11 protein-coding genes are annotated in these 14,689 nt (G+C 67.7%); 2 read left to right on the forward strand and 9 right to left on the reverse strand.

Annotated features, from left to right (window positions below; genetic code table 11):
- Window positions 1-47: 47 nt before the first annotated feature.
- Both ACM6LU_RS17575 and ACM6LU_RS17580 read right to left on the reverse strand, forming a co-directional pair.
- Window positions 48-290: a helix-turn-helix domain-containing protein gene (locus ACM6LU_RS17575; protein WP_414938785.1), complete on the reverse strand. Its 243-nt coding sequence runs from the start codon at window positions 288-290 to the stop codon at window positions 48-50.
- Window positions 257-1,252, reverse strand: coding sequence for a hypothetical protein (locus tag ACM6LU_RS17580; protein WP_414938786.1), 996 nt, complete (start codon window positions 1,250-1,252; stop codon window positions 257-259). Before ACM6LU_RS17580 ends, ACM6LU_RS17575 begins: the two co-directional genes overlap by 34 nt.
- Before the next feature lie 536 nt (window positions 1,253-1,788).
- Here ACM6LU_RS17580 and ACM6LU_RS17585 point away from each other — a divergent pair.
- Entirely contained in the window at window positions 1,789-3,048 is a 1,260-nt protein-coding gene (locus ACM6LU_RS17585; RefSeq protein ID WP_414938787.1) for a lipase family protein, read from the forward strand.
- Between the two features lie 410 nt (window positions 3,049-3,458).
- Here the strand turns inward: ACM6LU_RS17585 and ACM6LU_RS17590 are convergent, their stop codons facing one another.
- The 4 genes from ACM6LU_RS17590 to ACM6LU_RS17605 form a co-directional block, all read right to left on the reverse strand.
- Window positions 3,459-3,914 (reverse strand): hypothetical protein, encoded by a 456-nt coding sequence (locus ACM6LU_RS17590; protein ID WP_414938788.1) that lies wholly within the window; start codon window positions 3,912-3,914, stop codon window positions 3,459-3,461.
- A gap of 246 nt (window positions 3,915-4,160) precedes the next feature.
- The gene (locus ACM6LU_RS17595; RefSeq protein WP_414938789.1) at window positions 4,161-4,403 is read right to left on the reverse strand and encodes a hypothetical protein; all 243 of its coding nucleotides are present in this window, start codon (window positions 4,401-4,403) and stop codon (window positions 4,161-4,163) included.
- Window positions 4,404-5,180: 777 nt separating this feature from the next.
- Complete coding sequence (locus ACM6LU_RS17600; RefSeq protein ID WP_414938790.1) at window positions 5,181-6,050, reverse strand: hypothetical protein; 870 nt, start codon at window positions 6,048-6,050, stop codon at window positions 5,181-5,183.
- Between the two features lie 10 nt (window positions 6,051-6,060).
- Window positions 6,061-6,624, reverse strand: coding sequence for a papain-like cysteine protease family protein (locus ACM6LU_RS17605; protein WP_414938791.1), 564 nt, complete (start codon window positions 6,622-6,624; stop codon window positions 6,061-6,063).
- 2,152 nt (window positions 6,625-8,776) lie between these two features.
- Here ACM6LU_RS17605 and ACM6LU_RS17610 point away from each other — a divergent pair.
- On the forward strand, window positions 8,777-9,502 hold the full coding sequence (locus ACM6LU_RS17610) for a dienelactone hydrolase family protein (protein ID WP_414938792.1): 726 nt from the start codon (window positions 8,777-8,779) through the stop codon (window positions 9,500-9,502).
- A 437-nt stretch (window positions 9,503-9,939) separates the two neighbouring features.
- Here ACM6LU_RS17610 and ACM6LU_RS17615 read toward each other — a convergent pair whose 3' ends face one another.
- The 3 genes from ACM6LU_RS17615 to ACM6LU_RS17625 form a co-directional block, all read right to left on the reverse strand.
- Window positions 9,940-10,989, reverse strand: a complete 1,050-nt coding sequence (locus ACM6LU_RS17615; protein WP_414939147.1) for a Glu/Leu/Phe/Val dehydrogenase dimerization domain-containing protein — start codon at window positions 10,987-10,989, stop codon at window positions 9,940-9,942.
- Between the two features lie 2 nt (window positions 10,990-10,991).
- On the reverse strand, window positions 10,992-11,891 hold the full coding sequence (locus ACM6LU_RS17620) for a DMT family transporter (protein WP_414938793.1): 900 nt from the start codon (window positions 11,889-11,891) through the stop codon (window positions 10,992-10,994).
- 62 nt (window positions 11,892-11,953) lie between these two features.
- Complete coding sequence (locus ACM6LU_RS17625; RefSeq protein ID WP_414938794.1) at window positions 11,954-14,110, reverse strand: hypothetical protein; 2,157 nt, start codon at window positions 14,108-14,110, stop codon at window positions 11,954-11,956.
- Window positions 14,111-14,689 lie beyond the last annotated feature (579 nt).

Genomic DNA, 14,689 nt, shown 5'->3' on the forward strand with positions numbered 1-14,689 from the left:
GAACGACGGCAAGGGCACAGCCGACGGGTTGTGCGCGGTGACAGGTGTCAGCGGCTGTCCGGGGAGCTGCGGATGATGTCGTAGGCGGTCATCGCGGCGGCGAGACGTCGGGCGTCGGCAGGCTGGGTAGCGTCGTACCCGGTGAGGATCTGGACGCGTCCGAGTCGGTAGGTGAGTGTGTTGCGGTGGATCGTGAGTGCGGTGGCGGCCTCACCCCGGTTGTACCCGGAGGCGACGAACGAGCGCAGCGCGGCGATCAGGTGCGGGTGGTCCTCCAGCGGGTCCAGCACCGCCGCGAGCGCCGTCCTGGCTGGACTCGGCTGGGCCAGTTGGTATTCGATCGCGAGGTCGGCCAGCAGTACGGATCGGGTGGACGATGCAGGTTCTCGGCCAGCGCCAGCACGTCGGCGGCCTCGGCGGCGGCGTCCGGGATGCCGGCGTGCGTCATCGAGGTCGAGGCTCCCGCCGTGCAGCGCAGGCACGCCGCGGCGTCGATGCGGGTGAGCAGTCCAGCCACACGGGAGCGCGCGCGGCCGTCGTCCCGCGCGGGCACGAGCAGGACACCGCCGTCGCCCTTGAAGGCGGTAAGGACGTCCGGCGAAGTGTCCAGAGCGGACTGGATCGCGCGGAAGAGGTCTGTGGTGGCGCGCGTGCTCGTGTCGGCGGGATGCGGAGGGAGGTGGAACACCATGACGTCGTAGCGCTCGGCGAGGGCCCGCCCGTACCGCTCGGCCACCCGCCACGCGGGCCGCCCAGCCAACAACCTGCCCGCCAGGTTCTGCCGGTGTTCGCGCTGCTCCCAGTCGAGGTCCTCGCGCTCGCGCAGGTAGGCGGCGGCGACCCGGGGGATCACCTCGGCCAGGAAATCGATCATGGGCTCGACCAGTCCGTCGAGTTCCGCGGTGCCCTCGTCGGATACCAGCAACCAGGCCTCGCGCGCGGCGAGCGGGTAGAGCTTGAGCACCGCGTCGAGCGGCAGGCCGTCCCGCGCGCGTTCGGCACCCCAGGCGATGGGCAGCGCGAGTTCCTCCTCGGTGGGCAGGCGGTGCTCGGTGACGGTGGTGAGGAAGAGCTCGAACACCGCGGTGGCGTTGGCGACCAGGTCGCCTTGGAGCACGCTGGCCGGGAGCATGCCGTACGCGGGGATCTCGGTGACGCAGCGGGCGACCATGGCCGCGCCGATCTCGGCCATCCTGGGCAGCAGCGCGGCCACCACGGACGGCGCCCCGCGATCGGCGGCCCCGGCGTCCATGCCACATTGTCACCCTGAACAAACTGCTGTGGCAAGTGTTCGACGGATGGCCAGCAGACGCGAACAGGGGTAAAGCGCTCGCGCGCAGAACTGACCCGTGTCGTGGCGTTCGAGGTGGTGTTTCACCGCGATCAGGGGCCAGCCGTGGTCGGCGTGCGTGACTAAATCTGCCTCCGTGCAAGGTCAGCGGTCAGTGGTCCCGGATGTCGGACAGTCCGGTGAATTGCGGGATGCGACCGCGCCTTCGAGTTCAGGATCGAGAGGGTGTCTCGCGAAGAGCTGCTGCGATGGTGGTGGGGTGGTCGCCGACGTAATCGGACAAATCCCATTTTTAGACAGGCCGCTGCGGATCGTTCGGGTTTGGCGGCGTGCACAAACTCTGAGATCAACTTCTACTCATTTTGCCAGGAGACAGCTCGGTGCCGGATGGTCATGCTGGGTGCAGTGACGAACCGACGAATTCACCGCCTCGCTCCGGACCGGGCGGTTCGACCGGGTCACCGACCATCCGAAGTGGAAGCGGAGAGGACATCCCTGTGACGAGATGGGTGAAGAGCGCGGCAGCCCTGTCCATGCTGCCGCTGTTGTGGGCGGCCGCACCCGTCGCGGCTGACGCGGCGCAGCCGGTGCGGACCGCGATCGAGGCCGGGGTGCCCCTGCCCGATGACGATCCGTTCTACGTGCCGCCCGCGGGTTTCGAGAACAGTCCTAACGGGACGGTGCTGCGCTCGCGCCCGGTGAACACGGTGGCCATCGTGCTGCCCATCACCGCGACGGCGCACCAGGTTCTGTACAAGTCTGTCGACAGTCACGACAAACCGGTGGCAGAGGCCGCGACCGTGCTGATTCCCCTGACGCCGTGGAAGGGTGCCGGTCCGCGGCCTCTGGTGTCCTACCAGCTGGCTGAGGACTCGCTGGCCACGCGATGCCAGCCGTCCTACACGCTGCGCGTTGGCATTGCGGCGCCCACCGCGGCCTCCACCTACGAGATCACCCAGTCCCTCGCCGCGCTGGCCAGGAACTACGCCGTGGTCTATTCCGATTACGAGGGCCCGCACTCCGACTTCGCCGCCGGTCCGCAGGCGGCGCACGGCGTGCTCGACGGCATCCGGGCCGTTCAGCACTACGCCCCGGCGGGGCTGGACCCGGCGGGACCGGTTGCCCTGTGGGGTTACTCCGGCGGCGGCCAGGCCACCACCTGGGCGGCCGAACAGCAGGCGAGCTACGCACCGGAGTTGAACGTCGTGGGTGCCTCGGCCGGTGGTGTCCCGGTCGATCTGAAGGCCTTCATCAAGCACAACGACGGCGGGCTCGGCGCCGGCCTCAACCTCATCGGCTTCATCGGCCTGGCCCGCGCGTTCCCAGAAGCGGGTATCGCGCCGCTGCTCAACGAACGGGGCCGGGCTCTGTTCGCGGCCAGTAATGACAGCTGCACACTGGACGTCGCCCTGGCACACCCATTCAGCCACCTGGGGGATTACACGACCATTCTCAATCCGGCCGACTCGGCTCCCGCGGAACTGCTGTATCGGATCAACGACCTCGGCAAGACCACGCCGCGGTTCCCGTTCTACAGCTACCACGGGCAGAACGACGAGTTCGTGCCACTGGCACCAGCGGACGCGGTGGTGCGCAAGTACTGCGCAGACGGTGGCACGGTCGCAGTGTCGCGCATCCCGTTCTCCGGGCACCTCACCACCGAATTCATCAATAGCGGCCCTGCCCTGGACTTCCTGACCGACCGATTCGCGGGTAAGCCCGCTCGAAGCGACTGTGGCAAACTGCCACCCGGCTGATCGGGTCTCACTTGTGCTGCCGCTCGGGTCACGCGTGATCCGAGCGGCAGCGCCTGTGTCCGGTGTCGACGTGAACCATCGAAAGTGGTCGGTCCTTGCGGACGCGCGCGTCCGCCGGCGGCCACGGAGCGCTCGATTGCATGTTGTTCGCAACTGCATGGTGCCGGCCACCCTCGTCCGCGATCACGACAGCCAGCTTCGCGGGAGCTAACTGGCGCCAGGCAGGTTGCCGCTGCCACTGCCGCGACGAACGTGCCAGCCACCGGCATGGCAGCGTGTCCCTGTCCCGAACCGTGCAGATCAGCAGTGGGCGAGACGGCTGCGGGTGCTGAGCCACTCGGCGATGTCAGCGATGACTTCGGGGTCTACGCGATGCGGATTTGTGTAGTCCTCGGGCATGGATGGCCCGGTCACAGGGAAGAACATGTGGTCGTCGGCGGCGTAGGTGCGGAAGTGACATCTGGTCGGTCGGCCACGCCGGCGCGCCATCCGGCCAGATCGCCGTCGATGGTCAGTTGGTAGTCGCGCTCGCCGTGCAGGAAGAGCATGGGCAGATCCAGTGTTATGGCGACCGCCACGGGATCGTAGGCGCGCATGTCCAGCCAATACGGTGCGGGCATCCCGAACGGCAGCTTCACGGCGGGCGTGGCAGACGAAAGACCCGGGCTGTCCACCAGCCTCGCCTGTTCGGTGGCTGCCTCGACAGTGGGTAGCATCGCCGCCGTCGCCGGGGCGATCTTTGTCAGATGTTCGATGACCCGCACCATCGACCACTGCATCGGCATCGTGTCTCCGGCGAGAACGATCAGACCTGCGACCGTGGATCCGGCGGTGGCGGCCACCCGCGGTGCGAACTTGCCGCCCATGCTGTGCCGATCACGAAGACCTGATCATCTTCGTAGGCGGCCAGGGCGGCTTGGAGATGTCGGGTTGCTTCGCGGTGGTTCCCCGCGGTGTGGCGGGTTTTGCCCAGGCCGTGGTGGGCGCGGGCGCGTTCGTGCAGAGCCCGGGTAAAGAACGCGGGACGTCGGCGCGACGCATCAGCTATCCCACGATCGGACTACCCGCCACAGATCCCGCAAACCGATCAGGACCGTGGCATCGTGATCGGTTCAGGCGGCGGATTTGCTCCAGCGCCAGGCGTTACGCAGTGCGGTGATCAGGGCTTCGTCATCGGCGAAGGTGGGCTCACTGTCACCGACCGGCAGCCACATCTTGTGGACGAGGTACCCGCGATGGAGACGGGCGAGCGCGATGCCGGGGTAGGTCACCGTTTCCGGCTGGTCGCCGCGGTCGTCGTCGAGCGTCACCGTCCGGGGCTCCCAGCGCAGCTGGACATCCCGATCAGCCCTCATCCACTCCCACCTTCCTTGTGCGTTCTTGTCTCGCTATGTCGTTCCAGGCGCCATATATGTAACAGGGCGTGTTCGAAAGGCTGCGACGAAAATCGTGGTCCTACCGTCGTCTGGGTACGAAATCCGGCGACGTTGCGCCATTTCGGGTTACGGTCGGTATGCGGGGACGGAGGGCCGTCATGGCAGACGGTGCGCGGCCGGGTGTTCGCCGACGAAGACAAGTGGGCTTCTGTACTCGGTTTTGCCCGTTGGGGCTTAGCGACATGCGAGCGCGAGTCGGCCGGTCTCGCGGGACCGGCAGCCCGCTGGGCTCCGGAACTCGCTGAGCCGTCAGTCCGCGGACGGTACCCAGTGCGGGCCGGCCTGCCTCGCGCTGACCCGTTGTCATCGGAATTTCATCGAAGATCCTCGATGTTCGCGCGGTGACCGAACCATAGGGGCAGCAGGAACCATCGCCGAAGAAGACCGACGTCGGCCTGCTCGGCCTCGCGGGCGGCGGTCTCACACGTGCACGCGATCGTGACAATCGACGGGGAACCCGCGTGGCCCCTACGAGGGTAGATAGAGCTTGGGATCGGGGCTGTCCGCTCCGAACGCCCTAGTCACGGCGTGACCGAGTGCTCGTGGCCGGAGGAGCAACGTCACGGTCACGGTCGGCGAGGACGTCTTGCTGTTCGCCGTGTCGCCGGCGATTTCGGCTGGCCAGCGTGGCCGGGGTAGGCGAACCCGCTGCACGGCTTCGCCTACCCCCGCCAGCTACCGAGGCGAAGCGGGGAGTCAGTCGGTGGTGTTGCGTCGGCGACGGAGGAGGAAGAAGGCGCCGCCCGCGAGCACGAGCACCGCGCTCGAACCGCCGACGAGCGACGGCACCGTGGATGACTCGCTCTCCGTCTCCCTCGCTGTGCCGTAGCCGCTGGACATGCCTTTGGTGTCGTACTCCGATGCGGCCAGCTTGTCGGCATAACGGGCCTTGACCAGCTTTTGGTACTCCCTCAGCGACATCGACGACCGGCCTGCCAGTCCTTCCCGTGCCTGGTCGTTGAGCGGCTCCACCGTGATGAGCCTCAGCATGTACCAGCCGCGGATCTGCGGCTCGGTGAACACCAAGGTCCCCGCACCGGCCTTGCCGGCGTACGTAGCGTCGCTGTCGCCCTCGCGCACCGCCGCCAGGTGCCAGCCGCCGCCCTGCGTGGGAGCGAGCATGACGGTGACCTGACGGTCGTTGACGGGGGTGCTCAGCGAGGACACCAGCCGGGTCAGCTTGACCGCCTCGGTGGCGATCGGCTGAGACGTGCCCGCGACGAAGCCCGGCGTGATCTCGCTGACCGCCAGCGGGTCCTTGATCGTGAAGGCAGGTATGCCCTCGCACGGATCGGCCTTGTCCGGAATCGTTTGCACCGTGTCGGCCTCGCCCTGGGGCACCGGCACGGTGAGGAAGCGGCATACGGCGTTGCGGATGTCGGTCGACCTCACAGCGTCGAGAGCGGCCTGGTAGTCGGGGATGTCCACCGGGAGCGGGTCCTTGACCGGGGCCGCGTGGACGGACCCGGTGACCGACAGCAGCGCGGATGCGCCCAGTGCCAGGACAGCGATCAGGCGGGAGAGGCGCGAAGCCGCCCGCCGCTCGGACGTTCTTGGTTCGCGCATGATGCCTGCCTTAACGGGAGATGCCGATTCGGGAGTGGGTCCACTTGAACGAGCTGTTGCTGACGTAGTCGCTGTAGTTCCACCACGTGTAGGTGGCGGTGTCCGGCCACGGGTCGGCGACCGCGATGGTATTTTTCGAGGTGTCGAAGCCGTAGACGACGTTCATGTGGCCTCCGCCGGAGGTCCACCCGATGCGCGCACCGACGGGGCGGGAGGCCTTGACGTCGGTGTAGACCTGGTTGAACGAGGCCGCGCTGCTCAGGCCCGAGCCGGGGTGGGCCATGCCTAGGCTGTGCCAGCCCCTGGCCATGTCGTCGAGCGTGGCAGGCTGGTTGTTGCAGCCGTAGGACGGCTGGGCCCGGGTGCAGAAGTCCGCCTGCGTGCTGCCGAAGCCTTGGTACTTGGCGATCGTCAGGCCGGAGGCGGCCCAGCACCACTGGGTCTTCTCCTGCTTGTACATGCCGATGTTGTCGTACCCCGATTCCGCTTGAGCCGTGCCTGCTGCGGCCATGAGGAACCCTGAGGCCGTCAGCGCGATGGCCGACGCCGTGATCGCGAATCTGGATCTGCCCATTTCCCTGCCCTCCTGTATGCGATGAGTATCGGATGACCTAGGGATATGAAAGCGTGAAAACCCGTTGTCACACAGATGCGACGGACAAATACGCCCACAAGAGTGGACACTATATAATGTGAAACCGTCTCCATTAGGGCCAGCGTCGGGAATCGTTGAACACTGACAACACACCGCCGAAGCTGCCGTTGTTTTTCACCCTCTTCTCGCGATGGTCGCAGAACTGCACCCTTTACGGTGTCGACGACAGCCGAAAAGGCCACCATCCGCTTCCGGCAACGGGAATGCGAGGGTGAGGTGAACACTTTGAGGTGAATGCATGAGGTTCCCGCTGGCTTTGCGGGCTAAAGCGCGGCGATCCGCGTGCGGGCCGGGCCCGCAACCGTGTCGTCGGTGCCGCCCAGGCGTCGATCCCCTCGACCGGGTCGCCGGTCAGCCAACCACGCGCCTACCGGTAGCACGCGGCCGAGGTCCTGCTGTCGCGCTGGCGACGGGCCGCGAGGTCGACTGAGTACTCCGCGATGGCTTCGCCGGTGCCGGACTCTGCGGCGGACCACTGACACCGACGGACGCCTACTGACGTATCTCAGGTTCAGGGGCGTCGTTGCCCTGAACGGCGTCGATGCTGGCGTAGCTCGGATACGCCGTGGTAAAGGCTGTCTTCGTCAGTTGTGGTGGAAGTCGACGAGCACCTGAAGCGGTGCTTGTTTTCAGTAGCTTGTCCACTGGTCGAAATCGGGCTCCGGCTTTACTCCGGCGACCGGAGTACGGCTGCGGTGTCGGTCGGTTCGAGCAGGTCACATGCGCTCAGCCGACTCAGTGAGTTGGCCGGTGCCGCGGCTCGGCGGGAATCTCACCGCCGGTGATCACGCCGCTTGCCACGGTGGCATCCAAATGGTATTCCGGCGGTGGTTGGGATCGGCCAGAGGGGTGAGTGGTGCGGTTTCGCCGGTGATGTCTTCGAGCAGGCGCTTGACCATCCGGGCGGCAGGCCGCCGGGCAGGCAGGGGGTCCAGTCACCGGACGCGGCCTGGCGCAACTGCACCATAGGGACCCGTTCGCTCGGACCCCACGGTGAATACCCCGCCAGAGCGGCGAAGAGTCGGCAACCTCGGGCGCGAGGTAGCCGGGTGTCCCGCCCACCTGCCCACCGCCCGTCCGGGTCACTTCCGCCCGGTGCGCGATGCCGAAATCCGTCAGCTTCGCAGTGGCGGACTCCACGACGAGCCAGCGGATGTCGTCGTCGAGCACCACGTCGAACACAGTGACGTCATTCGGATGATGCAGGCCGGCGCCGATTCGGGCTTCCCGCCGGATCTGCCGTCGTCACCCGCATGGGATTGCTTCAGCGCCACCACTCGGCGGAATTCGAGGTCCGTGGCACGCGACAAGATCAGCGTCGTGGCGAGTCGGGTAAAGGTACGTCTCCTCATGAGATTCCTTCCACTTGATGTGGTCATCTGCGGTTCGGTGCAGCGTGGTCGAAGCCTGATTATCAGGATTCGACCACCGGGACTCGTCCCCGGCCGACGTGTTTGGGGATGGGTCCCCGAATTTTCTGAATACACTTCCGGCGCCCAGGTGGCGGCCATTCCTCCCGGCAGTCGGCTGCAGCCGTCACCTCTCCGAAATCAGAATGATGGTGGAATGGTGTTGTCGAAAAACACACTGGCGATCACCCGTGGACTGATGATCACCCTGTTGGCCTTCGGACTCGGTTCGGCAGGTTCGGCACAGGCCGCTCCTGGACGACCGGACACCGCGGCCCAGGCACGAGACCTCGGCCTGGAACCGGCGCAGATCTCCTGGCTCCAGAACGTGGTCGGGCAGGGGTGGGATCCGACCGCAGTCAATGTCCGGAGTCGTGTGCACGGATGTATGAAGTCGTCCGCACGTTGTCAGAGCGGTCGTTTCGTTGTGACTGAGCGGCCGAGTTGGCCAGTTCAGCGTGACAGTCGGCCGGGGGTACGCCCAATGCCAACGCATGCACGTGCCCTGGACGAAGCAAGTGCTGCGCCGCAGCCGATCGCTCCGAGCTGCTCGAGTATGCGGCGCCATGCGTCCATTGTGGACGGGTGCCCTGCCGGGCGCGCTGTTCCGCTGTCGGTGAACACCCGCCCGGGCGGGCTCGATGATCACTAGAGTCAGTCTCATGTCGACGGTAACCACGCGCACGGTCGAATATCCGGCCGACGGCCTGACCATGATCGGGCACCTCGCACTTCCGGCCGGTGTCGGCCGCCGGCCCGCGGTCCTGGTCGGGCCCGAAGGAACGGGACTGAACGACTTCCAGCGCCGCCGGGCCGATGCTTTGGCCGAGTTGGGGTATGTGGCGCTGGCTTTCGATTTCAACGGCGGGCGCTGGTTCACCGACCCCGAGGAAATGCTGGCGTACGTGATGCCCCTGCTCGCCGACCCGGGCCGGATGCGGGAGATCGGCCACGCGGCCCTCGACGTGGTGCGCGCGGAGCCGCGGACCGACCCCGACCGGATCGCCGCCATCGGCTACGGCACCGGGGGCGCGATCGCGCTGGAACTCGGCCGCGACGGAGCCGACCTGCGCGCGATCGGGACGGTCAACGCACTGACCACGGGCCAGCCAGGCGAAGCGGCGTCCATCCGCTGCCCGGTTTGGGTCGGCGTCGGGTCGGAAGACCCGATCATGCCGCCCGCGCAACGGGAGGCGTTCACCGCCGAAATGCAGGCCGCCGGGGTCGACTGGCGCCTCACGGTCTACGGCGGCGCCCTGCACGCCTTCCACCACCCCCCGGTCGACCAGACCGTGCTCCCGGGTGTCGGCTACCACCCACAGCACGCGCAACGGGCCTGGCGCGACGTCGTTGACCTCCTCACCGAATGCCTGCCCGTAACGGAGTGATCCGGCCTGGCGTCGGCGCGGGACTTCGTAGGGGCCCGCCGGGATACGAGCGAGCAGGCCGTGGAGGCGCGTAGGCCCGGGTCACTGAGGGGTGGATGCCGGCGTTCTTGCCGGTCGTGATGGTCAGCTTCTTCACGATGTCGCTTAGCAACTACCTCGGTCGTCTGAGCTAGTGTCGCGTGATCCTGCTTGTTTGACGTTTGGTTTCGTTCCTCGGACGGCGATCTCGCGTGATCAGACGGCGATCTCGCGAGATCAGACGGCGGTTACGCGTGATTGAACGGCGATCTCCAGAGATCGCCGTCTGATCACGGGTAAGACCTGCAGGATCACGCGACACTAGGTGATAGCCCTCTTTACCACTCACGACCCCCTCCTGAAGTCGCAAATGGCTTGAATCGGACGGCCGCATCCCGACAAGTGTCCTTTGTGGATAGTCAAGGAACGGCTGGTTTCTCTGACGAACTCGCCGTAGGCCCCTGAATCCCGGTCGACGCCTCAAGCCGCGCCTGCGCCAGGTCGTGTGCCGCCTTGGTGGTCGTGACCCCGCGACTTTCCGCACGCGCCAGCAGATCGGCGATCACGCCCTCGACCGCCAGCACCCGCTTGTGCGCGGACTCGTCGGTGTGGCCCAGAATCTGTTCCTGCAGGAAGATCACGCCGCCCGAGTTCACGCAGAAGTCCGGCGCGTACACGATCCTTCGCTCTCGAAGGTCTTCAGCCAGCTCCGGCGAAGCCAGCAAGTTGTTGGCCCCGCCGGCGATGATCCGGCATCGCAGGCCGCCCACCGTCTCTGGTGTGATCACCTCGCCGAGCGCGCACGGCGCGAGCACGTCCAGTTCGCTTGTCAGCAGCGTGTCTGCGTCGGCCACCGTCGCGCCGGTTTCCGTGGCGAGCGAGGTGGCCCGATCCTCGATCACGTCGCTCACCACGACGTCCGCGCCGTCCTCGACGAGCAGCCGGACCAGCGCGCTTCCCACGTGGCCTGCGCCTTGGACGCCGATCCGCAGTCCTTTCAGGTCCGGATGTCCCGAAAAACGGGCGCAAGCCTTGATTCCGGCGGCCACGCCCAGTGCGGTCCAGGGAGAAGGATCGTCCTGCGCGCACACCGGCGACGTCACTTCGCCGATCTTCCGCAGGTCGGCTTGGTCCGTGCCGACGTCGTTCACCGGGATGAACCGGCCGCCGAAGGTGGCGATCGCCCGGCCGTGGGCCAGCAGGCGTTCCGGTGTCTTTTCGGACGCGGGAATGATGCTCCAGCCGCCGCCCAGGTCGAGCCCCGCCGCGGCCGCCTTCACCGTCATCGCGCGGGCGAGCGACAGGCATTCCGCGACGGCGTCGTCCTCGCTCGGGTACGGGCGCATCCGCACCCCGCCGAGTGCGGGGCCGAGCCGGGTGTCGTGCACCGCGATGATCGAGCGCGCCGTGCCTGCCGGGTCCCGGTCGACGACGACTCGCTCGAAGCCGTTCACGGAGAGTTCTTCCACGGTCAAGGTTCCTCCACGGGGTCTCGGGATCTGCGCCGGGACACCGCCACCCCGATCAGGCACAGCGCACCTCCGGCGAACGACAACGCGGCGGGGATCTCGTCGAGCGCCACCCAGCTCAGCAGGACCACCAGCACCGGCACGAGATACGTCGTGGCGCCCAGTTTCCCGGCCGTCGTCCTGGACAACGCGTACGCCCAGGTCGAGAACGCCAGCGCGGTCGGGAACAGGCCCAGGTACACGATTTCCAGCAGCGCGCTTGGCGGCGCCACGGCCACTTCGCGCACCAGCGACCCGGCGAACGGCAGGCACACCACCGCGCCGATGATGTTGCCGAATGTCGTCACCTGCAAGGCCGTCGCGTGCCGCAGCGCCGGTTTCTGGGCGATCACCCCGATCGCGCTGCCCGCCGCGGCGAGGACGCACAGCAGGACGCCGACCAGGTTCGCGCTTCCTCCGTTCGACGAGGCGAAGCCGACCAGGACGGCGCCTGCGAAACCCAGCGCCAGGCCGGCCATCAGCTGGGGCGGGAACCCTTCCTTGAGCAGCCAGCCGCCCAGCCCGGCCATCAGGATCGGACCCAGGTTGATCACCAGCGAGGCGGTGCCCGCGTCGATCCGTTGCTCACCGGCGTTCAGGGCGACCATGTAGACGCCGAACCACGCCACGCCGGAGACGAGGATGCCCGGCCAAGCAGCTTTCGGCGGGATACCTTGCTTGCGTACCAAAAGGAATACGCACAGTGCGAGCGCGCCGGTCAGGAGCCTGCCGAGGGCGAGCGCGCCGGCGGAGATGTGTTCGCCCGCGTCGCGGATCACCACGAAGGCCGACGCCCACAGCACGATGGTGACGCCCGCGGCGGCGAGCGCGCGGTAGTCCGTTTCCTGGTGTGTGGTGGCCACGGCCGGTTTCGGTCCCCTCGTCCCCGTGCGGCGTTCGGCCGCGCTCGCGGCCCGGTTTTCGATCATAACGACGCGGCGGGCAGTCGGCAGCCCAGCGCGGCCAGCTCCACGGCGCCCTCGTCCCGCCGGTCCGGGAGCAGGCAGAGGGTGCAGGCACGCTCGAAGCGGGCACCGATCGCCTGCCATCCGGATATCGCTTCGTTCAGCGCCACGCGGTCGTCGTGGAGCCGGCCGCGGGCACGGGCGAGGCAGGCCGCGGCCCAGGTGTTCTCCCCGGCCGCGGGTTCGGCGGCGGCCAGCAGAGACTCGGCGCCGGGATCCCCGGCGACGACCGCGATTTCCGCGGCGATGGCCCAGGCGTAGGCGTCGTAGAACTGGTGCGAGGTGTCGTACCAGTCGCTTTCCGGTGTCAGCGCTACGGACTTCGCAGCCTCGGCATCGCCTTGATGCAAGGCGACCCGGGGGAGCGCGAACGCCGCGAAGCTCTCCCTGAGCCGGCTGTGCACACCCGGTTCCGACAACATCTGCGCCCGCTCGACCCACTCGTCGTGCCGGCCGGTGTTCCCGCGCAGGCCGTGCACCAGGCCCGCGGCGTGCGCGGCCGGGGCCATCCAGCGGGCGGCGGGCCGGCCGACGCGCTGCCAGGCGTCCCACGTGGTCTCCGCGTACTCCAGCGCCTTGTCGAATTCACCGCTCAGTGCCAGCGGGACGACGAACTTGCTGGCCCGCATGTACAGGCCGCGGAAGGGGTCTTCCCAGGACGTTTCCGCCGCGCGGACGGCGTCCGGCAGCCTGCCCGCGGCGAGCGCGACCAGCGGCACCACGTGCAGTGTGTCGACGACCTCCACCCCGATGTTCGGTTCGTGCCGGGGGAGTTTCTCGAACAGGGCCAGCCGTTCACCGCAAGAGTCGTGTGCGCGGGCGAAGCGGCCGGAGGCGCCGTCCGCGCTGGCCACCGCGTCCAGTGCCGCCGAGATCAGCACCGGCTGGTCGGTGGCCCGTGCGGCGTCCAGGGCGATCGCCGTCAGGTCCAGGTCGGGGGTGGTCTTCTCGCCGGTGGCGTTCCACGCGCGCGCGGCCGCGAGATAGGCCTCGGCGACCCGGTCGCCGTCCGGGGCGGCGCGTTCGGCTTCGGCCATCAGCTCGACGAGCCGTTCGTGCGGGACCAGGTCGGTGAACGTGGCCGGGAACCGGTTGCCGATGCAGACGGCGTAGGCCAGGGCGATGGCGGCGCCTGCCCCGTCGCCACCCCGGACGGCGCGCTCCGCGGCCTGCTGGAGCAGAGTGAACGCCGGCTCTCCTTGGTGCTCGGTCATGGCGACGTCGGCGGCCGAGCGCAGGTCACGTGCGGCGGCGCGGTCCTCGGGGGCGAGTGCGGCCGCCTGTTCGAAGGTGGCGCGTGCCTCGGACAGGAACTGCCGCGCGTAAAGAAGTTCGGCCAAGGTACGGGCGATGTCGTGGTGGCGGGCGTCCGGGACGGTCCGAGCGCGCACCGTGGCGCGCAGGTCGTCGGCGACCAGGTCGAACCGGTCGCGCCAGTCGCCACCGGTCTCCACGGCGGCACGTAGTTCCGCAGCCTCTTGTTCCGCCCAGCCGACGCGTCGGTCCGTGGCGGTCTCCGGCTGGGACATCAGGTCGTGGACCTCCGGCGGAAGCCACCAGCCTTCCTTCTCTCGCCGCGCCAGGCCTGAAGAAGACAGCCTGGTCAGGGCGGCTTCGGCGGCGGCCGGGGTGACGCCCGCCAGCGCGGCCGCCATCCGGACGTCGAAGGTGCGGGAGTGCAAGGAGGCGGCCGCCAGCAGCGCGGCGTCCTCGACGGAGATTTCCCTCTCGCGGTAAGGAATCCACGGCGCCGAAAGCGGGATAGCGTGTTCGCCTGGGACGCCGAGCGGGGCGGGCGACTCGGCCAGCACGGTCAGGTTAGGGCACTGCCGGAGCAGTTCGGCGACCAGTTCGGCGACCTCGTCGGGCCGATGCCCGCAACCGCGTACGACCAGCAGTGGCCTGCCCTGGCGCAGGGGTGTGCGCAGCGCCTCGGAGAGGGGCTCCGCCGGCCGCTCGACGACCCCCAGCGCGGCGGCCGCGGCCTGAGGGAAGGTGCCCGGAAGTCGCCCTGCCGTTATTTCGGTGACGCCGGAATAATCGCTTTCCGTGTCCCGGACGGCCTGTGCGATCGCATCCGCCCTCGCGGACGGTGATTCTCCCGTGATGGTCGTCAACTGGTTTTCTGTCAGGCTATCGATAATCTCGTCCGGCGCAATCACAGATCCAGCTTGGCAGGTCGCCAGGAACCGACAACTCGGGAAAGTATCTTCACACGTTCGGCGCAAGCCGAACGTCGAAAATAGGATTGTGTTAATGCGTCCATAAAGGACGGAATGTGGTCGGAACGGCTGCCCGAACATCGACCATGTGGCGGTGTCGATGGTGCGGACGGGCTACGAAAGCGGGTGTTCGGTGACCGTTCTCGTTGTGAATCAACAAAAGATCACCGCTCGCTGTGCGTTGTCCGTGAATCGCGTGCTAGCGTTGGCACGGCACCAAGAGGCGGCACGGAATCGATGTGTTCGCCGACTGAACGTGGTGCGTGGTCCTCGTCCGCGACGGATTAATCACACGGTGGGGCCTGGGGTCGCGTCGATTGGCCGGAAGGCACTCGCTCCTTATCCTCGGGTAGCGAATTCGGCGTGTCCTTGACCTGAAGTCCCGGTTAATCGGGCTGGTGGCGTCTGTGCGCTCGCCGGTGCGATTCACCGTTGACGAATCATGGAAGTACGCGTGAAGGGTAGTACGGGAAG

Source organism: Amycolatopsis sp. cmx-11-51 (genome assembly GCF_047608665.1).
Taxonomy (GTDB): domain Bacteria; phylum Actinomycetota; class Actinomycetes; order Mycobacteriales; family Pseudonocardiaceae; genus Amycolatopsis.

Coding starts and splice junctions, on each gene's coding strand:
- ACM6LU_RS17605 (WP_414938791.1), bottom strand. CDS start 6,624: ATGGGCAGATCCAGATTCGCGATCACGGCGTCGGCCATCGCGCTGACG.
- ACM6LU_RS17580 (WP_414938786.1), bottom strand. CDS start 1,252: ATGGACGCCGGGGCCGCCGATCGCGGGGCGCCGTCCGTGGTGGCCGCG.
- ACM6LU_RS17590 (WP_414938788.1), bottom strand. CDS start 3,914: ATGGGCGGCAAGTTCGCACCGCGGGTGGCCGCCACCGCCGGATCCACG.
- ACM6LU_RS17595 (WP_414938789.1), bottom strand. CDS start 4,403: ATGAGGGCTGATCGGGATGTCCAGCTGCGCTGGGAGCCCCGGACGGTG.
- ACM6LU_RS17600 (WP_414938790.1), bottom strand. CDS start 6,050: ATGCGCGAACCAAGAACGTCCGAGCGGCGGGCGGCTTCGCGCCTCTCC.
- ACM6LU_RS17610 (WP_414938792.1), top strand. CDS start 8,777: ATGTCGACGGTAACCACGCGCACGGTCGAATATCCGGCCGACGGCCTG.